19 protein-coding genes are annotated in these 20,301 nt (G+C 71.0%); 2 read left to right on the forward strand and 17 right to left on the reverse strand.

Annotated elements, in window-relative coordinates; translation table 11 throughout:
- Positions 1 to 44: 44 nt before the first annotated feature.
- From BLW85_RS38810 to pgsA, 15 genes are all read right to left on the reverse strand, one after another.
- Positions 45 to 458, reverse strand: coding sequence for a hypothetical protein (locus tag BLW85_RS38810; RefSeq protein WP_143060434.1), 414 nt, complete (start codon positions 456 to 458; stop codon positions 45 to 47).
- A 193-nt stretch (positions 459 to 651) separates the two neighbouring features.
- A complete protein-coding gene (locus BLW85_RS09420; RefSeq protein ID WP_074991820.1) occupies positions 652 to 1,191 on the reverse strand; it encodes an adenine phosphoribosyltransferase in 540 nt (179 codons plus the stop codon).
- Positions 1,188 to 2,285, reverse strand: coding sequence for a protein translocase subunit SecF (gene secF, locus BLW85_RS09425; RefSeq protein WP_074991821.1), 1,098 nt, complete (start codon positions 2,283 to 2,285; stop codon positions 1,188 to 1,190). Before secF ends, BLW85_RS09420 begins: the two co-directional genes overlap by 4 nt.
- Before the next feature lie 3 nt (positions 2,286 to 2,288).
- On the reverse strand, positions 2,289 to 4,091 hold the full coding sequence (secD, locus tag BLW85_RS09430; RefSeq protein ID WP_208624826.1) for a protein translocase subunit SecD: 1,803 nt from the start codon (positions 4,089 to 4,091) through the stop codon (positions 2,289 to 2,291).
- A gap of 145 nt (positions 4,092 to 4,236) precedes the next feature.
- The gene (gene yajC, locus BLW85_RS09440) at positions 4,237 to 4,743 is read right to left on the reverse strand and encodes a preprotein translocase subunit YajC (RefSeq protein WP_070030078.1); all 507 of its coding nucleotides are present in this window, start codon (positions 4,741 to 4,743) and stop codon (positions 4,237 to 4,239) included.
- A 193-nt stretch (positions 4,744 to 4,936) separates the two neighbouring features.
- Positions 4,937 to 6,004, reverse strand: a complete 1,068-nt coding sequence (ruvB, locus tag BLW85_RS09445; protein ID WP_070030079.1) for a Holliday junction branch migration DNA helicase RuvB — start codon at positions 6,002 to 6,004, stop codon at positions 4,937 to 4,939.
- Between the two features lie 25 nt (positions 6,005 to 6,029).
- On the reverse strand, positions 6,030 to 6,638 hold the full coding sequence (ruvA, locus tag BLW85_RS09450) for a Holliday junction branch migration protein RuvA (RefSeq protein ID WP_070030080.1): 609 nt from the start codon (positions 6,636 to 6,638) through the stop codon (positions 6,030 to 6,032).
- Positions 6,635 to 7,174 carry a crossover junction endodeoxyribonuclease RuvC gene (ruvC, locus tag BLW85_RS09455; protein ID WP_070030081.1) on the reverse strand — a complete coding sequence of 180 codons (540 nt, stop codon included), beginning with the start codon at positions 7,172 to 7,174 and terminating at the stop codon, positions 6,635 to 6,637. Before ruvC ends, ruvA begins: the two co-directional genes overlap by 4 nt.
- Before the next feature lie 136 nt (positions 7,175 to 7,310).
- Positions 7,311 to 8,063, reverse strand: a complete 753-nt coding sequence (locus BLW85_RS09460; RefSeq protein WP_070030082.1) for a YebC/PmpR family DNA-binding transcriptional regulator — start codon at positions 8,061 to 8,063, stop codon at positions 7,311 to 7,313.
- Between the two features lie 48 nt (positions 8,064 to 8,111).
- A complete protein-coding gene (pdxT, locus tag BLW85_RS09465) occupies positions 8,112 to 8,717 on the reverse strand; it encodes a pyridoxal 5'-phosphate synthase glutaminase subunit PdxT (protein ID WP_070030083.1) in 606 nt (201 codons plus the stop codon).
- A 37-nt stretch (positions 8,718 to 8,754) separates the two neighbouring features.
- A complete protein-coding gene (gene pdxS / locus BLW85_RS09470) occupies positions 8,755 to 9,660 on the reverse strand; it encodes a pyridoxal 5'-phosphate synthase lyase subunit PdxS (RefSeq protein WP_037651067.1) in 906 nt (301 codons plus the stop codon).
- Positions 9,661 to 9,785: 125 nt separating this feature from the next.
- Positions 9,786 to 10,328 (reverse strand): LemA family protein, encoded by a 543-nt coding sequence (locus tag BLW85_RS09475; protein WP_070030084.1) that lies wholly within the window; start codon positions 10,326 to 10,328, stop codon positions 9,786 to 9,788.
- Between the two features lie 154 nt (positions 10,329 to 10,482).
- On the reverse strand, positions 10,483 to 11,646 hold the full coding sequence (locus tag BLW85_RS09480; protein ID WP_070030085.1) for a glycosyltransferase family 4 protein: 1,164 nt from the start codon (positions 11,644 to 11,646) through the stop codon (positions 10,483 to 10,485).
- Positions 11,643 to 12,551 (reverse strand): phosphatidylinositol mannoside acyltransferase, encoded by a 909-nt coding sequence (locus BLW85_RS09485; RefSeq protein WP_074991823.1) that lies wholly within the window; start codon positions 12,549 to 12,551, stop codon positions 11,643 to 11,645. Before BLW85_RS09485 ends, BLW85_RS09480 begins: the two co-directional genes overlap by 4 nt.
- Positions 12,548 to 13,267 (reverse strand): phosphatidylinositol phosphate synthase, encoded by a 720-nt coding sequence (gene pgsA, locus BLW85_RS09490; protein WP_074991824.1) that lies wholly within the window; start codon positions 13,265 to 13,267, stop codon positions 12,548 to 12,550. The genes BLW85_RS09485 and pgsA overlap by 4 nt, the downstream gene beginning before the upstream one ends.
- A 216-nt stretch (positions 13,268 to 13,483) precedes the next feature.
- On the opposite strand from pgsA, the gene BLW85_RS09495 reads away from it, so the two are divergent.
- A complete protein-coding gene (locus BLW85_RS09495) occupies positions 13,484 to 15,682 on the forward strand; it encodes an elongation factor G-like protein EF-G2 (protein WP_074991825.1) in 2,199 nt (732 codons plus the stop codon).
- Between the two features lie 187 nt (positions 15,683 to 15,869).
- Positions 15,870 to 17,516 (forward strand): UbiA family prenyltransferase, encoded by a 1,647-nt coding sequence (locus tag BLW85_RS09500; protein ID WP_107409094.1) that lies wholly within the window; start codon positions 15,870 to 15,872, stop codon positions 17,514 to 17,516.
- A gap of 75 nt (positions 17,517 to 17,591) precedes the next feature.
- Here BLW85_RS09500 and BLW85_RS09505 read toward each other — a convergent pair whose 3' ends face one another.
- Both BLW85_RS09505 and thrS read right to left on the reverse strand, forming a co-directional pair.
- The gene (locus BLW85_RS09505; protein ID WP_074991826.1) at positions 17,592 to 18,152 is read right to left on the reverse strand and encodes an HIT family protein; all 561 of its coding nucleotides are present in this window, start codon (positions 18,150 to 18,152) and stop codon (positions 17,592 to 17,594) included.
- Positions 18,153 to 18,225: 73 nt separating this feature from the next.
- Complete coding sequence (gene thrS, locus BLW85_RS09510; RefSeq protein ID WP_070030091.1) at positions 18,226 to 20,202, reverse strand: threonine--tRNA ligase; 1,977 nt, start codon at positions 20,200 to 20,202, stop codon at positions 18,226 to 18,228.
- Positions 20,203 to 20,301: the final 99 nt, after the last annotated feature.

Below are 20,301 nucleotides of genomic sequence, written 5' to 3' on the forward strand. Positions count from 1 at the left end.
TTAACCTGCTTGTCCAGCCCGCACAGCAGCGCGCCGACCCGGCTTCACCTCCAGTTGAAGGTTGCCGTGCCCTTCACCTGGATCTCCTTCTCGGCGAGCACGTTCCCCCACGGCACGGTGAAGGAGCCGGACTTGCGACAGCCCAGGTCGTACCACTTCTTCTTCCCGTTGACGAATCCCTTGGCCTTGACGCAGACCTTGGTGCCCTTGAAGACGGCCCAGGAATAGCCCATCCGCAGGCCCGGACGCCCGAAGTGACCGCACCCATCCTTAAGGGTCTGCCACTTCCACGGCACGGCAACCGCCCTGTTCCAATCGCTGCAGCTGGCCGCCGCAGAGCTGGGGGACTTGGCCTGCGGGTGGGCCGGAGCGGCGCCGGCAGTCGTCGCCCCGGCGCCGAGGGCGGCTACGGAGAGAAGCGAGACGACCCCCGTGGTCATCTTGCGTGACATGTTCATCGAATCCTCCTCTGCGGTGCCCTGGTCAGTGGCACCGGGAAGATCCCATCACTGCGACGCCTTGCCGAACGTGAATTTGATGAACATCTGAGCTAATTGATGGGCTCTGCTGAAAACCAAGGAGGGCGCCCCAGGGTGCTTCGGGCGCCCTCCTTCTTGTGTTCGGCCCCTGCCTCTCAGCAGGCGGCTTCTCTCACACGGTGAGGAGCGCCTCCAGCGGGGCTCCGGCGAGGGTCGGCTCCAGGCGGGCGCGGGCGCCGAGGAAGCCCAGCTCCATCAGGACGGCGAGGCCGCAGACCTCGGCCCCGGCGCGCTGGATGAGGTGGATCGCCGCCTCGGCGGTGCCGCCGGTGGCCAGCACGTCGTCCACGATCAGGACGCGGTCGCCGGAGGTCAGGTCCTCGGCGTGCACCTCGATCTCGGCGGAGCCGTACTCCAGGTCGTACGCCTGGCGCAAGGTGGCGCCGGGCAGCTTGCCGGCCTTGCGGACCGGGATGAAGCCCAGGCCCGCGCGCAGCGAGACGGGGGCGCCGAGGATGAAGCCCCGGGCCTCCAGTCCGACGACCTTGGTGGCGCCGGTGCTCTCGGCGACGCCGGCGAGCGCGTCGGTGAGGGCGGTGAAGGCGGCCGGGTCCGCCAGGAGCGGGGTGATGTCCTTGAACATCACGCCCGGCTCCGGGTAGTCGGCCACGTCGCGGATGCGGCTGAGCAGCAGCTCCTGGATGTCGGTCATCGGCGCTTCCCCGCCTGTCGGCCACGGCCGCGGCCGCGGGTGGGCTGGTTGCGCGGGCCGACCACGGCGGGCGCGGCGTCCTCGGGGTCGGCGTCCGCGGTACCCGCGAGCCCCTCCTCCGCGGCGGCCTGGGCCCGCTTGGCCATGACCCGCTTGGTGAGCGTCCGCAGCGCGGGCTCGCGCTCCTTGAGGTCGGCGACCAGCGGGGTCGCGATGAAGATCGAGGAGTACGCACCGGCCGCCAGGCCGACGAACAGCGACAGCGAGATGTCGTTGAGGTCGCCGGCGCCGAGGAAGCCGCCGCCGATGAAGAGCAGACCGGCGACCGGCAGCAGGGCGACGACCGTGGTGTTGATGGAACGGACCAGGGTGCCGTTGATCGACCGGTTGGCGATCTCGCTGTAGGTGAAGCGGGTCTGCTTGGTGATGTCCTTGGTCTGCTCCTTGAGGCTGTCGAAGACGACGACCGTGTCGTAGAGCGAGTAACCGAGGATGGTCAGCAGACCGATGATCGTGCCGGGCGAGACCTCGAAGCCGACCAGGGCGTAGATACCGGTCGTGATGGTGATGTCGTGGATCAGCGCGACCAGGGCCGCGACGGCCATGCGCCATTCGAAGGCGATGGCCAGGTAGATCACGACGAGCACCATGAAGATCGCCAGGCCCTCCCAGGCCTTGTTGGCGATCTCCTGGCCCCAGCTCGGGCCGACCAGGTCGGCGGCGAGCTTCTCGGGGTTGATCTTCAGGTCCTTGGCCAGGGTCTGCTTGACCTCGTCCGACTTGGCCGTGTCGAGGCCGGCGACCTGGATGCGCAGGCTGCCGTTGCCGAGCTTCTGTACGACGGCCTCGTGGCCGGAGGCGTCCTTGGCGTACTCCTCCGCTTGGGCCACCGTCGTGCTCATGCTGGTCGGCGTGGTGAAGACCGCGCCGCCCTGGAAGTCGATGCTCATGTTCAGCCCGCGCACCGCCAGGCCGAGGATGGCCGTGATGGTGATCAGGATGGAGACGCCGTACCAGATCTTGCGCTTGCCGATGAAGTCGTAGCTGATCTCGCCGCGGTGCAGCTTGGCGCCGATGTTGCCGAGTTTCGACATCGCTCACGCCTCCTTCGGGTCGACAGGGCCGGCGGCGGGACCGGCGGTACGGCGGGTGCGGCGCAGCGGCGGCTTGACGCCGAGGCTCTTCGGGTCGAGGCCGGACCACTTGTGGCCGTTCGCGAAGAACGGGCGGCGGGCGAGCAGCGTCATCAGCGGCTTGGTGAACAGGAAGACCACGACCACGTCGAGCAGGGTGGTCAGACCCAGCGTGAACGCGAAGCCCTGGACCTTGCCGACGGTCACGATGAACAGGACGGCGGCGGCGAGGAACGACACGAAGTCGGAGACCAGGACGGTGCGCCGGGCGCGCGGCCAGGCCCGCTCGACGGCGGGGCGCAGCGAGCGGCCCTCGCGGATCTCGTCCCGGATGCGTTCGAAGTACACGATGAACGAGTCGGCGGTGATGCCGATGGCGACGATGGCACCGCAGACGGCCGGCAGGTTCAGCGCGAAGCCGATGGTCGGGCCGAGCAGCGACATGATCACGTAGGTGAGGATCGCGGAGACCACCAGGGACGCCATGGCGACCAGCGACAGACCGCGGTAGTAGACCACCAGGTAGAGCACGACCAGCGCGAGGCCGATGGCGCCGGCGAGCAGACCGGCGTGCAGCTGCTGGCCGCCGAGCGCGGCGGTCACGGTGGTGACGGACTGCTCCTGGAAGGAGAGTGGCAGCGCGCCGTACGACAGCATGTTGGCGAGGCTCTGCGCCTCCTGCTGCGTGAAATGGCCGGAGATGTATGCGCTACCGCCGGTGATGGCCAGACTGACGTACGGGCTGGAGACGACCTCGCCATCCAGGACGATGCCGAACTCGTTCTGCGGGGCCTGGTTCTTGGCCAGCTGGCCGGTGATGTCGGCGAACTTCTTGGCGCCCGTGGAGTTGAAGGTCATCTGGACCTGCCAACCGGAGGCGCCCTGGGTGTCGAAGACGGCCTGGGCCTTCTTCACCTCGGTGCCGTCCACGCCGGCCGGGCCGAGCAGGTATTTGTACGGGTTCTTGCCAACAGTGCCGCAGGCAATGGTGGACTCGCCGGGCTTGGCGTCCTTGCCAGCCTTGGCGCGCTGATCGGGCTTGGAGCAGTCCAGGGCAGTGTACGCGGCCTGGAGCTTGGCGATGTCCGTGCCGCCGGAGGCCGAGGGGGTCGGCTTCGGGGAGGAACCACCGGTGGGCGTCGCGCTCGGCGAGGGGCTTGGGCCGGCCTTGAGCGCGTCGGTGACCGCACGGCCCTGCGTGGTCGCGGAGGAGGTCGGGGACGTGCTCGACGGCGAGGACGACGAGGAAGAGGCCTTCTGCGAGGAGGAGGCGCTCGCGGAGGGGCTGGAGCCCGGCTTGGGCGAGGAGCCCGTGGTCGGGGAGCCGGTCGGGGAGCCGCTCGGCGAGGGGCTGGCCGCGGCACCGCTGGGCTCACTCGCCAGGACGGGGCGGAAGTAGAGCTTGGCGGTGGTGCCGACCTGCTGCTGGGCCTCCTTGGAGTTGGTGCCCCGCGGGATATTGACGATGATGTTGTCGTTTCCCTGGGTCTGCACCTCCGCCTCGGAGACGCCGAGACCGTTGACACGGCGGTTCATGATGTCGACCGCGGTGTCCATGTTGGCCTTGTTGATCGCGGACCCCTGGTCGGCCTTCGCCTTGAGCGTGATGCTCGTACCGCCGGCGAGGTCGATGCCGAGACGCGGAGTGGTGTGCCCGGAGGCGAACATCCCTCCGGTGAGCGCCACGATGGCGATCAGGATGAGGGCCAGCGAGCGCCCTGGTTTGCTCTGGGCGCTCGCGCTCCGGCCCTTCTTAGGTGCTGCCACCTTCTCGTACTCCCTCTCGAGCCGCTCGGCGTCCGGTCGGCGCTCGGCGGCCATGACATGGTGTCGGGCTCCCCGTACGGGAAACAGACGCGCCCGGTGGTGCGCGGGGCGTGATTATGCACCCTCGCGCACCACCGGGGCGTGACTACTTCACGTCGGAGTCGCCGTCGGTCTTCTTCGGCTGGTCATCCGTCCGGGCCTCGGCGGCCTCGGACGCGTCGGCGGCGCCCTCGTCGGCGTCCTTCTTACCGAGGTCGATCTTGTCGTCGGAGGCGGCGGCAGCGGCGGCAGATCCGTCGGTCTCGTCGGTCTCGGTGAGGGAGGAGGCGTCGTCCGGGACGATGTCGGCGTCGGACTTCAGGTCGTGCTCGATGCCGTGCACGATGCGGTTGTACTCGTCGTCGCTGAGGACGGCGCCGATCGCGTTCTTCGCGAAGAGGAGGTCGACACCGGGGCCGGCGTCGAGGAGGACGGTGTCCTCGTTGATCTCCTTGACCGTCGCGTACATTCCCCCGATCGTGCGGACACCGGAGCCGGGCTGCAATTCGTTGCGCATCTGCGCGGCCTGCTGCTGCTTCTTCTTGGCAGAGCGCGTCATCAGGAACATGGCCGCGATGAGCACGATGAACGGGAGAAGGGTATACGGATTCACGGGACGGATTTCCTTCGCGCGACCGCGACGGAGAGCGGCCTTTTATCGGGATGGGGGTGTGGTCGGCGCCACCCGTACAGGCGGCATCGGCGGAGTCTAAGCGAGTCCGCGCACATGGAACAACGCTCAGCATGGCACCTGGGTTCCTGCCCGTGCCAATGCCCGGCCCGCCGGGGGTCCGCTGCCGGAGGCGTCACGCCCCGAACAGGTCCCCTTGTCCGTTTCCCGGCGTGGCCGAACGGGGCGGGGTGAGCCCGAGGTGCGTCCAGGCGGCGGGGGTGGCCACCCGGCCGCGCGGGGTGCGGGCCAGCAGGCCCTCGCGGACCAGGAACGGTTCGGCCACCTCTTCCACGGTCTCACGTTCCTCCCCCACCGCGACGGCGAGCGTGGACAGGCCCACCGGGCCGCCGCCGAACAGCTTCAGCAGGGCCTCCAGGACGGCGCGGTCCAGCCGGTCCAGGCCGCGCCCGTCGACCTCGTAGACGGCGAGCGCGGCCGCGGCGATCTCACGGGTGATCACACCGTCCGCCTTGACCTGCGCGTAGTCGCGGACGCGGCGCAGCAGGCGGTTGGCGATGCGGGGCGTGCCGCGGGAGCGGCCGGCGATCTCGGCGGCGCCGTCGGGCTCTATGCCGACGTCCAGCAGCTGTGCCGAGCGGTGCACGACCCGCTCCAGTTCGCGGGGCTCGTAGAACTCCATGTGCGCGGTGAAGCCGAAGCGGTCGCGCAGCGGGGGCGGCAGCAGACCGGCCCGGGTGGTGGCGCCGACCAGCGTGAACGGGGGCAGCTCCAGGGGAATGGCGGTGGCGCCGGGGCCCTTGCCGACGATGACGTCGACGCGGAAGTCCTCCATCGCCATGTACAGCATCTCCTCGGCGGGCCGGGACATGCGGTGGATCTCGTCCAGGAAGAGCACCTCGCCCTCCTGGAGGGAGGAGAGGATCGCGGCGAGGTCGCCGGCGTGCTGGATGGCGGGGCCGGAGGTGATGCGGATGGGGGCGCCCATCTCGGCCGCGATGATCATCGACAGGGTGGTCTTGCCGAGGCCGGGGGCGCCGGAGAGCAGTACGTGGTCGGCGGTGGCGCCGCGCGCGCGGGCCGCCCGCAGCACCAGGTCGAGCTGTTCGCGGACCTTCTCCTGGCCGATGAACTCGCCGAGGTCCTTGGGGCGCAGGGCGGCCTCGACGGCCTGGTCCTCGCGGTCGGCGGCGGAGTCCACCAGCCGCTCGGCGGGAGTGTCGGCCGTGTCGTCCCAGTTCATGTGGTGTGCCTCAAAGGGGTGGGGGTCAGCGGGCGCGGTTCAGGGTCTGCAGGGCGGCCTTCAGCAGCCGGCCGACCTGCGGGGTGCCGCCCTCCGCCTCGGCCTGGGGTGCCACGGCGGCCACGGCCTCGTCGGCCTCGCGGGTGGCGTAGCCGAGGCCGATGAGGGCCGCGTGCAGCTGGTCGCGCCAGCCCTGGGTGACGGGGGCACCGACGGCCGGGGCGGTGCCGACGGGCGCGCCGAGGCGGTCCTTGAGCTCCAGGAGCAGCTTCTGGGCGCCCTTCTTGCCGATGCCGGGGACCGCGGTGAGGGCCTTCTCGTCACCGGTGGCGACGGCGCGGCGCAGCGCGTCCGGGGTGTGCACGGCGAGCATCGCCTGGGCGAGGCGGGGGCCGACGCCGCTGGCGGTCTGGAGCAGTTCGAAGACCTGGCGGGCGTCGTCATCGGCGAAGCCGTACAGGGTCAGCGAATCCTCGCGCACCACCAGGGAGGTGTGCAGCTTGGCGGGCTGTCCCACGCGGAGCGCGGCCAGTGTGTCCGGGGTGCACTGGACGGCCATGCCGACGCCGCCGACCTCCACCACCGCGGAGTCGGGGGCGAGCGCGGCGACCGTGCCGCTGAGGAAGGCGATCATGCCGTACGGCCTTTCGTCGGGTGGGCGGTGTGCAGGGCGACGGCCCGCTGGAGCCGGTTCTGGGCGGGGGCGCGCCAGATGTGGCAGATGGCGAGGGCGAGGGCGTCGGCGGCGTCGGCCGGCTTGGGGGGCGCGGCGAGCCGCAGCAGCCGGGTGACCATGGCGCCGACCTGCGCCTTGTCGGCGCGTCCCGAGCCGGTGACGGCGGCCTTGACCTCGCTGGGGGTGTGCAGCGCGACGGGGATGCCGCGGCGGGCGGCGCACAGCATGGCGACGGCGCTGGCCTGGGCGGTGCCCATCACGGTGCGCACGTTGTGCTGGCTGAAGACGCGCTCCACGGCGACGAACTCGGGCCGGTGTTCGTCCAGCCACTGCTCGATGCCCTGCTCGACGGCGAGCAGCCGGTGGCTCAGCTCGGCGTCCGCCGGAGTGCGTACGACGCCGACGCCGACCATCGTCAGCGGGCGGCCCGCGACCCCCTCGACCACGCCGACACCGCACCGGGTCAGCCCCGGGTCCACCCCCAGCACCCGCACGGGGCGCCTCCCTCCGACCGCTCGATCACCTGTTTGTGCAGGCTATCGGGTGGCACTGACAACGCCGCGCACCGACGCCCGGCAACGCGACGGGCCGACGGGGTGTCCCGTCGGCCCGGTCGGACAGCCGCGCGCCTTACGCGTCGACCTTCTCCATGATCTCGTCGCTCACGTCGAAGTTGGCGAAGACGTTCTGCACGTCGTCGCTGTCCTCCAGGGCGTCGATCAGCTTGAAGATCTTCTTGGCGCCCTCCTCGTCCAGCTCGACCTGCATGGTCGGGACGAAGTTGGCCTCGGCGGAGTCGTAGTCGATGCCGGCCTCCTGGAGGGCGGTGCGGACCGCGACCAGGTCGGTGGCCTCGCTGAGCACCTCGAAGGACTCGCCGAGGTCGTTGACCTCCTCGGCACCGGCGTCCAGGACGGCACCGAGCACGTCGTCCTCGGTCAGCTCGCCCTTGGGGACGATCACGACGCCCTTGCGGTTGAACAGGTACGACACCGAACCGGGGTCGGCCATGGAGCCGCCGTTGCGGGTCATGGCGACACGCACGTCGGAGGCGGCGCGGTTGCGGTTGTCGGTGAGGCACTCGATGAGCACCGCGACACCGTTGGGGCCGTAGCCCTCGTACATGATCGTCTCGTAGTCGGCGCCGCCGGCCTCGAGACCGCCGCCGCGCTTGATCGCGGAGTCGATGTTCTTGTTCGGGACCGACTGCTTCTTGGCCTTCTGGACGGCGTCGTAGAGCGTCGGGTTGCCGTCGAGGTCGACGCCGCCCATCCGCGCCGCGACCTCGATGTTCTTGATCAGCTTCGCGAAGAGCTTGCCGCGCTTGGCGTCGATCACGGCCTTCTTGTGCTTCGTCGTAGCCCATTTAGAGTGGCCGGACATCTGCCTGTCTCCTTCGCGTTACCCATCTATGAACGAACGCCAGAGATCCTACAAGGACTCCGGGGCGGCATTGGCGCGCACCATGTCCACGAACAGGGCGTGCACCCGGTGGTCACCGGTCAGTTCCGGGTGGAACGACGTGGCGAGCGCGTTGCCCTGGCGGACGGCGACGATGTGGCCGTCGTGCTCGGCGAGCACCTCGGCGTCGGCACCCACGGACTCCACCCAGGGGGCGCGGATGAAGACGCCCTCCACAGGATCGCCCGCGACGCCCCGCACGTCGACCGCGGCCTCGAAGGACTCGTTCTGCCGCCCGAAGGCGTTGCGGCGCACGATCATGTCGATGCCGCCGACGGTCTCCTGGCCCGAGCGCGGGTCGAGGATCTTGTCGGCCAGCATGATCATGCCGGCGCAGGTGCCGTAGACGGGCATGCCGTCGCGCACCCGGGCGCGCAGCGGCTCCATCACACCGAAGAGGACGGCCAGCTTGGAGATGGTGGTGGACTCGCCGCCGGGCAGCACCAAGCCGTCGACCTCGGCGAGTTCCTCGGGGCGCCGCACCGGCCTGGCCACGGCGTCCGCCGCGGCCAGGGCGATGAGGTGCTCCCGTACGTCGCCCTGGAGGGCCAGGACGCCAATGACAGGAGTGTTCATGGGGTGTCGTACCTGTACCAGTGCCTGAGGGCCGGGCTCACCAGCCGCGGTTCGCGTAGCGCTCGGTCTCGGGGAGGGTGTCGCAGTTGATGCCGACCATGGCCTCGCCGAGGTTGCGGGACGCGTCCGCGATGATCTTCGGGTCGTCGTAGAAGGTGGTCGCCTTGACGATGGCGGCGGCGCGCTTGGCCGGGTCGCCGGACTTGAAGATGCCGGAGCCGACGAACACGCCCTCGGCACCGAGCTGGCGCATCAGCGCGGCGTCGGCCGGGGTGGCCACGCCGCCGGCGGAGAACAGCACCACGGGGAGCTTGCCCAGCTCGGCGACCTCCTTGACCAGCTCGTAGGGGGCGCGCAGCTCCTTGGCGGCGGCGTACAGCTCGTTGTTGTCGCAGCCGCGCAGCTTGGCGATCTCGCCCTTGATCTGGCGCAGGTGGCGCACGGCCTCCACGACGTTGCCGGTGCCGGCCTCGCCCTTGGAGCGGATCATCGCGGCGCCCTCGGCGATGCGGCGCAGGGCCTCGCCCAGGTTGGTGGCGCCGCACACGAACGGGGTGGTGAAGGCCCACTTGTCGGAGTGGTTGACCTCGTCGGCCGGGGTGAGCACCTCGGACTCGTCGATGTAGTCCACGCCGAGGGACTGGAGGACCTGGGCCTCGACGAAGTGGCCGATGCGGGACTTGGCCATGACCGGGATCGAGACGGCGTCGATGATGCCCTCGATCATGTCCGGGTCGGACATGCGCGCCACGCCGCCGTCCTTGCGGATGTCGGCGGGGACCCGCTCCAGGGCCATGACGGCGACGGCGCCCGCGTCCTCGGCGATCTTCGCCTGCTCCGGGGTGACGACGTCCATGATGACGCCCCCCTTGAGCTGCTCGGCCATGCCGCGCTTCACGCGGGCGGTGCCGGTCTCGGGAGCCTGGTTCTCGGTGGTGGACACGGGTGACCTCGCTGATGTGAAGAGGGTTTCTGCTGACCCGAGGAAACGCGAGGGGACCAGGCCACAGCAAGGGCCAATGAAAAGCCGGTGGCTCCTTTTCGCTGTGAATGACAGGTATACGGCCGTCAGGCGACCCTTTCCACCAGGGCCGCGGGGGGTTCGTCGTCCATTTCGAAGGCCAGTGGGAAGGGCGCGTGGCCGGCCAGCCGGAACCAGCGGACCTTGCGGTGTTCGCGCAGCCGGCGGGCGGCGCCCACCGCGTCGTTGTGGAAGCGGCGGGCCATCGGCACCCGGCGCACGGCCTCGGCCAGCTCACGGGCGGTCTCCTCGCCGCCGGGAGCCTCGCGCACCGCCTCCACCTGGGCCGGCTCCGCGAAGACCGCGCGCAGGGCCTGGCTCAGCTCGCTCTCGGCGACCTCCCGCTGCTCCTCCTCGGCCTGCCGGGCGGCGTGCGCGGCCTCGTACAGCACGATCGAGGCGGCCGGGTCCAGCACGCCCGAGGTGGCGAGTTCCTGGGCCACCGAGGCCCGGCGCAGCAGCTGGGCGTCGAGCGCGGCCCGGGCGGCGTCCATCCGTACGTGCAGCCGGTCCAGCCGTCCGGCGGTCCAGCTCAGGTAGACGCCGATCGCGAGCAGGGCGACGAGGATCCAGATGAGGGTTGCGGTCACGCCGGAAGGCTATCGGTCCCGGCGCCGGGCCCCGCAGGCCGTCGTGTCCCCGGCCGCCCCGCCCGCCGACCGGGCTCCGGCGGCATGTGCCGTGCCGGTCCCCGCGGACGGCCCCGGCCCCCGCCGGGAGCCGTCCCCGCGGCCGGGCGCCGGGTCAGTCGCGGGCGAGGCCGAAGCGGGCTCGCAGGCCCGTCGTGCGTTCGTCCGCGGCGACCGCGGTCGTGCCGTCGGTGACCGTCTCGTAGACGGACAGGATGTCCGCGCCGACCGTGGACCAGTCGAAGCGGCGCACGTGCGCGCTGCCGCGGGCGCGCAGCGCGGCCCGGCGGTCCGGGTCGGCCAGCAGCCGGACGGCGGCGTCGGCGAGCGCGTCCGCGTCCTCGTTGGCGAACACCTCGCCCGCCCGGCCCTGGTCGAGGACCTGCACGAAGGCGTCGAGGTCCGAGGCGAGCACGGGGGCGCCCGCGGACATGGCCTCGACCAGGATGATGCCGAAGCTCTCGCCGCCGGTGTTGGGCGCGAGGTACAGGTCGACGCTGCGCAGCAGACGGGCCTTGTCCTCGTCGCTGATCATGCCGAGGAACTCCACGTGGGAGCGGAGTTCGGGCGGCAGGCCCTCGACGGCGGCCTCCTCGTCGCCCCGGCCCGCGACCAGCAGCCGTGCGCCGGGCCGGGCGGCGAGGATCTTCGGCAGGGCCTTCATCAGGACGGGCAGGCCCTTGCGGGGCTCGTCGATGCGGCCGATGAAGCCGATCGTCTCCCCCTGCCACTGCGGCTTGGGCTCGGCCTTGGCGAAGAAGTCGACGTCGACGCCGTTGGGGATGACCACCGCGTCCCCGCCCAGGTGCTCGACCAGGGTGCGGCGGGCGTACTCGCTGACCGCGATCCGCGCGCTGATCTTCTCCAGCGCGGCCTGGAGGATCGAGTAGGCGGCGATCATCGCCCGGGAGCGCGGGTTGGAGGTGTGGAACGTGGCCACGATCGGGCCCTGCGCGGCCCAGCAGGTGAGCAGGCCCAGCGAGGGCGAGGTCGGCTCGTGGATGTGGACCACGTCGAAGGCGCCCTCGTGCAGCCAGCGCCGCACTCGCGCGGCCGACAGGAAGCCGAAGTTCAGCCGGGCCACCGAGCCGTTGTACGGCACGGGGACGGCCCGCCCGGCGGAGACGACGTACGGCGGCAGCGGGGTGTCGTCGTCGGCCGGGGCGAGCACGGAGACCTCGTGGCCGAGGCGGAGGAAGTACTCGGCGAGGTCGCGGACGTGGAACTGGACGCCTCCGGGCACGTCCCAGGAGTACGGGCAGACGATCCCGATTCTCACAAGGGTCCCTTCGCGGGGTCGAGGTCGGCGAGCCACAGCCGTTGGAGCATGTGCCAGTCCTCCGGGTGCTCGGCGATCCCGGTGGCGAAGGCGTCGGCCAGGGCCTGTGTCATGACAGACGTCTTCTCGGCCCGGGTGCCTGACTCCGGCACCTCGATCGCCGGATGCACCCGCCCGCGCATGACGGGCGAGTCGTCGTACCAGAGGGTCACCGGCAGCAGCAGGGCGCCGGTGTGCTGGGCGAGCAGCGCGGGGCCCGCGGGCATCCGGGCCCGCTCGCCGAAGAAGCCGACCTCCACGCCGGAGGCGGACAGGTCGCGGTCGGCGACCAGGCAGACCAGGCCGCCGTCGCGCAGCCGCCGGGCCAGGGTGCCGAAGGCGGAGCCGCCGCTGTGCGGCAGCACCTCCATGCCGAGGCCCTCGCGGTAGGCGACGAAGCGGTCGTAGAGCGTCTCGGGCTTGAGGCGCTCGGCGACCGTGGTGAACGGGGTGCGCAGCGCCGTGGTGACCCAGGCGCCGGCCAGGTCCCAGTTGGCCAGGTGCGGCAGGGCGAGGATCACGCCCTTGCCGGCGTCGAGGCCCTCGGTCAGGTGGTGGACGTCCTTGGGGTCGAAGCCCGTCCGGATCCGCTCGGCGCTCCAGGCGGGCAGCCGGAAGGACTCCATCCAGTAGCGCAGGTAGGAGCGCATGCCGGCGCGGGACAGCTCGGCCAGCCGCTCGGGACCGGCGCCGGGCACCACCCGCGCGTAGTTCGCCTCCAGCCGCTCCACGCCCTTGCCGCGCCGCTTCCAGGCGATGTCGGCGATGGTCCGCCCGAGGCGGGCCGCGACCGGCTCCGGGAGCTTCTTGACCGTGCTCCAGCCCGCGCCGTACAGCGCGTCCGTCAGCCGGTCCGCGGTGCTCACTGGGCCGCCCCGCTGTCCTGCCGGGCCGCCGCCTCCGCCTCGGCGGACTCGCGGCGCACGGTGACGACGCGCTGGACCAGGGTGACCAGACTGCCCGCGGCGACGATCCACAGGGCGATCGGCAGCAGCCACTGGATGCCCGGCACGCCGAACTTGTGCAGGCCCGCGAAACCGGCCGCCACCAGGGAGATCACCAGGCGCTCGGCCCGCTCGACCAGACCGTTGACGGCGACGGGGAGTCCGATCGACTCGCCGCGCGCCTTGGTGTACGACACCACCTGGCCGCTGGCCAGGCAGAAGATCGCCACGGCGCACAGCGCGTCATTGTCGCCCTGGCCCGCGTACCAGAGCGCGAAGCCGCCGAAGATCGCGCCGTCGGCGACCCGGTCCAGGGTGGAGTCGAGGAAGGCCCCCCAGCGGCTGGAGCGTCCCAGCTGCCGGGCCATGTTGCCGTCGACCAGGTCGGAGAAGACGAACAGGGTGATCACGACCGTGCCCCAGAAGAACTCGCCCCGGGGGTAGAAGACCAGCGCGCCCGCCACCACACCCGCGGTGCCGATCAGCGTGACCGTGTCGGGGCTTACCCCCCGCCGGATGAGAAACGCGGCGAACGGTGTGAGGACACGCGTGAAGAATGCACGCGCGTACTTGTTCAGCATGGCCTTCCCGACGGTCGGTGTCGCGCCGCGGCCCGTGATGGCCGCCGGCTGGCCCATCGTAGCCACGCGCGCGTGCGGGTGGCGGGCGGGCACCCGCAGCCCGTGCGCGCGAGCGGTGCGCGCGGCCGCCCGCGGCGGGATCGGGTCCGTCGTATGGACGCGAGGTGACGGGAGTGGAAAGCTCGAATAACCGCGGGCGTCGCCGAAGCCGCCACAGCACGCGGTTCGCGTGTCCGCGCCCCGATGACCTCACCGTGTACGGGAGGCAGGATCATGGGCGACAAGACTCAGACACACCCCGGGGCCGCCGGCAGGGCTCTGACGGCCGACCAACCCGCGTCCGTGCGGAATGTGGTGCTGGTCGGCCACTCCGGAGCGGGCAAGACCACGCTGGTGGAGGCCCTCGCGCTGACCGCGGGGGCGGTGAACCGGGCGGGCCGCGTGGAGGACGGCGGCACCGTCTCCGACTACGACGAGATAGAGCACCGGCAGCAGCGCTCGGTGCAGCTGTCCCTGGTGCCGGTCGAATGGGACGGCATCAAGATCAACCTCATCGACACCCCCGGCTACGCGGACTTCGTCGGGGAGCTGCGGGCCGGTCTGCGCGCCGCGGACGCGGCCCTCTTCGTCGTCTCGGCCTCGGACGGGGTGGACGGCTCGACCCGCATGGTGTGGGAGGAGTGCGCGGCCGTCGGCATGCCCCGCGCCATCGTGGTCACGCACCTGGAGGCGGCCCGCGCCGACTTCGAGGAGATGACCCGGATCTGCGCGGAGTCCTTCGGCGGCGACGACCCCGACGCCGTGCTGCCGCTGTACCTGCCGCTGCGCGGCCCCGCGGGCCCCGACGGGCACGCCCCGGTGACCGGGCTGGTGGGGCTGCTCACCCGCAAGCTGTTCGACTACTCGTCCGGCGAGCGCAAGGAGTCCGAGCCCGGCCCGGACCAGCTGCCGGACCTGGACGAGGCCCGCAACCGGCTCATCGAGGGGATCATCGCCGAGAGCGAGGACGAGACCCTGATGGACCGCTACCTCGGCGGCGAGCAGGTCGAGGTCAAGACCCTGATCCAGGACCTGGAACGGGCCGTGGCGCGCGGCAGCTTCTTCCCGGTGCTGGCCGCCGCCCCCGCCGCCGAGGGCGCCCGCCAGGGCCTGGGCACGGTGGAACTGCTGGACCTGATCACCGGCGGCTTCCCCACCCCCTTCGAGCACCCGGTGCCCGGCGTGACCACCCCCGACGGCGCCCCGCGCGAACTCGTGCCCTGCGACACGGAGGGACCGCTGGCCGCCGAGGTCGTCAAGACCGCCTCCGACCCCTACGTCGGCCGTATCTCCCTGGTCCGCGTGTTCTCCGGCACGCTGCGCCCCGACCAGACGGTGCACGTCTCGGGGCACGGTCTGACCGACCGGGGCCACGAGGACCACGACGTGGACGAGAAGATCGGCGCGCTGTCCATGGCCTTCGGCAAACAGCAGCGGCCGGTCACCCACGCGGTCGCCGGCGACCTGGTGTGCGTGGCCAAGCTGACCCGCGCCGAGACCGGCGACACGCTCTCCGCGAAGGACGACCCGCTCCTGATGGAGCCCTGGCAGATGCCCGACCCGCTGCTCCCGGTCGCCATCCGGGCGCACAGCAAGGCCGACGAGGACAAACTGTCGCAGGGCCTGTCCCGGCTGGTCGCCGAGGACCCCACGATGCGCCTGGAGCAGAACCAGGACACCCACCAGGTGGTGCTGTGGTGCCTGGGCGAGGCGCACGCGGACGTCGCGCTGGAACGGCTGCGCAGCCGCTACGGCGTCCAGGTCGACGTCGTCCCGCACAAGGTCTCGCTGCGGGAGACGTTCGCGACCAAGGCGGCCGGGCGCGGCCGGCACGTCAAGCAGTCCGGTGGGCACGGTCAGTACGCCATCTGCGAGATCGAGGTGGAGCCGCTGCCGGGCGGCTCGGGCATCGAGTTCGTGGACAAGGTGGTCGGCGGCGCGGTGCCGCGCCAGTTCATCCCGTCCGTGGAGAAGGGCGTGCGGGCCCAGGCCGCCAAGGGCGTCGTCGCCGGGCATCCGCTCGTGGACGTGCGGGTCACGCTGCTCGACGGCAAGGCGCACTCGGTGGACTCCTCCGACGCCGCGTTCCAGACGGCGGGCGCGCTCGCCCTGCGCGAGGCCGCCGCCGACGCGAAAATCCACCTGCTGGAGCCGGTCGCCGAGGTGAGCGTGCTGGTCGGCGACGACTACGTGGGCGCCGTGATGAGCGATCTGTCGGGCCGGCGCGGCCGGCTCCTCGGCACCGAGCAGGTGGGTTCCGGACGCACCCTGATCCGCGCCGAGGTCCCCGAGTTCGAGATCGGCCGGTACGCCGTCGACCTGCGCTCGCTCTCGCACGGCACGGCCCGCTTCGACCGGGCGTACGCGCGGCACGAGCCGATGCCGCCGCAGATCGCCGAACGTATTCGCGAGCAGGGCGGGGACGAGGGTTAGGTCCCTTTTCCGGGCGGGCGGCTTCGACCGTCCGCCCTTCGCTCGTCGGTGGTGGCGGATACCCTGGCCACCTGGGCACCTCGTGCGCGGGCCGACCGGTTTTCGGCGCGTGTGCGGGCCCAACAGGTGTGCGGGGCAGGGAAGTCGGGAAGGCCGCAGAGCGACACCGGCGGCGATGGGGGCGGGAATGTCGTTTGGAACGGAGTGGGACGGGCCCCAGGTGCCCGTCTCGGGCGACGGCCAGCAGGCGGCGACGGCCGCCCTGGCCTCCGCGGCCTACCGGGACGACAAGGTCGTGAAGATCAAGGAAGCGGACAACGAGTGGCACCAGTCCACCGTGAAGCCGGGCAGGATACGGCTGTTCGAACCGAATCTGGGCGAGGCGTTCTCGCGGGCCGTCGTGGACCGCATGCTCGGTCCGGGCCGTAAGCCGCTCATCCAGTCCTTCGGGTCCGAGCCCCAGTTCGTGGTGGAACACTGCCTGGCGGCCAACAACATCCGCCGTGAGCGCGACAACCGGCTGACCGCCGTGACGGTGCTGTGCGGCCTGCTCTTCCTGCCGGGGCTGATCGCCTGGCTGCTCGTCTTCCAGCTGCGGGCGTTCGTCGCCAAGCGGGACGACAAGCGGGCCGGCACCCTGGCCACCGTGCTGCTGCTCGGCGTGGCCGTGCTGGCCGTGCTGTTCCTGATCCGGACGCCGTTCAGCGGCTTCTGGGCGTGGTACGCGCGGGCGGCCGTGGTGCTCCCGGTGATCGGCTGGTACGTGGCCAAGCAGATCTGCGAGCGCACCGCCAAGGACCTGCGGGCCCGCTGGGACGGCCTGCTGTCGGGCAGCAGCGTCGGCATCAAGGTCCCCGAGGCCGTGCCGCGCGGCCCGAACCAGACCGCGGCCGACGCCCTGCGCGAGTCCCTGGCCCGGCTCACCGCCGAGCAGCAGTCCAACTCGGTCTTCTACGCCGGCCCCAAGGGCATACTCGGCATGGGCACCCGCTGGGGCTCCTGGCAGCTCGCCGAGGACCTGGTGCCCGCCGACCCCGGCCGCGAGATCCACCCCTTCCGCAGCTGGGACGTGATCCGCGCGATCCACGACCAGCTGACCCTGCTGGAGCGCGGTCCGCTGAACACCGGAGGCTTCCCCAAGCCGTCGGTCAAGCACTGGATCGTCACCCCGATCGCCGAGAAGGCCGGGGCGGTGTCGCGGCCCGAGGGCACCGACGTGGAGGCCTTCCAGGTCAAGCCGCACGCGATACAGGAGATCTGCAACAAGCAGCAGTTCGGCAAGGGCGACCGGCACTACCTGGGCGTGCAGTGGACGCTCTGGGACGGCCAGCTGGTGATCACCATGATGATCACGGTGACCGTGCTGCACGAGACGCTGCGCATCGAGGTCACCGGACATGCGCTCGGCCCGGTGAACGGACTGTTCTGGAGCAAGCCGGAGGCGCCCACCAAGGAGGTCAGCAAGACCTTCAAGCCGTGGGAGACCCGCAAGGTCAGCCTGCCGCTGATGACCACCGACGAGGTCGTACGTCTCGCCGTGCGCGCCCCGCTGACCTGGTACCCGCCGCTGCTCAACTGGCTGGGCGGCTCCCTGGGCCTGCCGGAGCCGTTCGGTCTGCGGCACGCGTGGGCCGACCAGCCGTGGCGGCACCGCTTCATGGCCGACGACGCGCTGCGCGCGGCCACCCCGGTGCTGCGGGTGGTGCACTCGGCCGCGATCAAGGTCCTCGCGGAGCACGGCGTGGACACGGAGAAGTTCGGCAGCCGGTCGTCGGCGCTCAGCGGCGCGATCCAGGACCCCACGCCGAAGAAGGCGGACCTGTACGACGCGTGACGCACACCCCCGGACACGGCGAGGGCGCCCCCTTCGGCGAGGGGGCGCCCTCGGCGCATCGGCACGCGGCCCGGTCTACGCCGACGGCCAGGCCCGCGCCAGCATCGCGCGGGTGTCGGCCAGCAGCTGCGGGAGCACCTTGGTGTGCCCGACCACCGGCATGAAGTTGGTGTCGCCGCCCCAGCGGGGCACGATGTGCTGGTGCAGGTGGGCGGCGATGCCGGCGCCCGCCACCGTGCCCTGGTTCATACCGATGTTGAAGCCGTGCGCGCCGGAGGCGGTGCGCAGCGCGGTCATCGCCTGCTTGGTCAGCTCGGCCAGCTCGGCGGTCTCCGGCCCGGTCAGCTCCGTGTAGTCGGCCACGTGCCGGTAGGGCACGGTCATCAGATGGCCGCCGTTGTACGGGTAGAGGTTGAGGACCGCGTAGACGTGTTCGCCGCGGCGGACGATCAGCCCGTCCTCGTCCGACTTCGCCGGTATCGAGCAGAAGGGACAGCCGTCGTCGGCCCCCGAGCCGCTCGGCTTGTTCTCACCCTGGATGTACGCCATCCGATGGGGCGTCCACAGACGCTGGAACGCGTCCTGCGTGCCGACCCCGATCTGCTGCTCCGGCTCACTCGTCATGCTAGGCAGCATATGGCGTGCGGCCCCGGTACAGGCCAGGGCCCCCGGCGACCGAAGTCCGCCGGGGGCCCGTGCCGGCCGGGGATCAGACCTGGGCGCGCTCCGCCACGACCTTGGCGATCTTGGCGATGGCCTCGTCGACCGGGATGCCGTTCTCCTGCGAGCCGTCGCGGTAGCGGAAGGACACCGAGCCGTTCGACATGTCCTCGTCGCCCGCGATGACCATGAACGGCACCTTCTGCTTCTGCGCGTTCCTGATCTTCTTCTGCATGCGGTCCGAGGAGGCGTCCACCTCGACGCGCAGCCCCTGCTTGCGGGCGGCCGCGGCGAACTTCTCCAGGTACTCGACGTGGGCGTCGCCGATCGGGATGCCGAGCGCCTGCACCGGCGCCAGCCACGCCGGGAAGGCGCCCGCGTAGTGCTCCAGGAGGACCGCGAAGAAGCGCTCGATGGAGCCGAACAGCGCGCGGTGGATCATGACCGGGCGCTGCTTGGAGCCGTCGGGGCCGGTGAACTCCAGGTTGAACCGCTCGGGCAGGTTGAAGTCGAGCTGGATGGTCGACATCTGCCAGGTACGGCCGATGGCGTCCTTGGCCTGCACCGAGATCTTCGGGCCGTAGAAGGCCGCGCCGCCCGGGTCGGGGACGAGGGGCAGCCCCTGCTTCTCGGCGACCTGGCGCAGGGTCTCGGTCGCCTCCTCCCAGACCTCGTCGGAGCCGACGAACTTCTCCGGGTCCTTGGTGGACAGCTCCAGGTAGAAGTCGGTCAGGCCGTAGTCCCGCAGCAGGCCCAGGACGAAGGTGAGCGTCTTGTCCAGCTCCTCGGACATCTGCTCACGGGTGCAGTAGATGTGCGCGTCGTCCTGCGTGAAGCCGCGGGCACGGGTCAGGCCGTGCACGACGCCCGACTTCTCGTACCGGTACACGGTCCCGAACTCGAACAGACGCAGCGGCAGTTCGCGGTACGAGCGGCCGCGCGCGTCGAAGATCAGGTTGTGCATCGGGCAGTTCATGGGCTTGAGGTAGTAGTCCACGCCCTCGTCGAGCTGCATGGGCGGGTACATGCCGTCGGCGTACCAGTCCAGGTGGCCCGAGGTCTCGAAGAGCTTCCCCTTCGTCGCGTGCGGGGTGTAGACGAACTCGTAGCCCTCCTCCTCGTGGCGGCGGCGCGAGTAGTCCTCCATGACCCGGCGGATGATGCCGCCCTTGGGGTGGAAGACGGCGAGGCCGGAGCCGATCTGCTCGGGGATGGAGAAGAGGTCCAGCTCGGCACCGAGCTTGCGGTGGTCGCGCTTCTCGGCCTCGGCGAGGAACTCCAGGTACGCCTTCAGCTCGTCCTTGGACGGCCAGGCGGTGCCGTAGATGCGCTGGAGCATCGGGTTCTTCTCGCTGCCGCGCCAGTAGGCGGCCGCGTTGCGCATCAGCTTGAACGCCGGGATGAGCCGGGTGGAGGGCAGGTGGGGACCGCGGCAGAGGTCCTTCCAGCACAGCTCGCCGGTCTTGGCGTCCAGGTTGTCGTAGATCGTCAGCTCGCCGGCGCCGACCTCGACGTCCGCGCCGTCGTCGTGCGACGCGGAGCCCTTGAGGCCGATCAGCTCCAGCTTGTACGGCTCGTCGGCCAGTTCCTCGCGGGCGGCCTCGTCGGTGACCACGCGGCGGGCGAACTTCTGCCCGCGCTTCTGGATCTCCTGCATCTTCTTCTCGATGGCCTTGAGATCCTCGGGCGTGAACGGCTTCTCGACGTCGAAGTCGTAGTAGAAGCCGTCCTTGACCGGCGGGCCGATGCCCAGCTTGGCCTCCGGGAACAGCTCCTGCACGGCCTGCGCCATGACGTGCGCGGTGGAGTGGCGCAGGATGTTGAGGCCGTCCTCGGACGTGATCTCCACGCCCTCGACCTCGTCGCCGTCGACGAGTGCGTACGCGAGGTCCTTCAGCTCGCCGCCCACGCGCGCGGCGATGATCGAGCGCTCGCCCGCGAAGAGGTCGGCGGCCGTAGTGCCCGTCGTCACCACGCGTTCTTCCCGCTCGGAATCGCGTTGGATGATCACACGGACGTCTGACACCGGTCTCTCCTGACTGAAGGTGGGTGCGGCGCCATACCAGGAGCGCGCGCACAGGCGATCGTACCGACCCGAGGGCACCGACCGCGAAACGGTCACCTT

It is taken from the genome of Streptomyces misionensis, from assembly GCF_900104815.1.
GTDB classification, from domain to species: domain Bacteria; phylum Actinomycetota; class Actinomycetes; order Streptomycetales; family Streptomycetaceae; genus Streptomyces; species Streptomyces misionensis.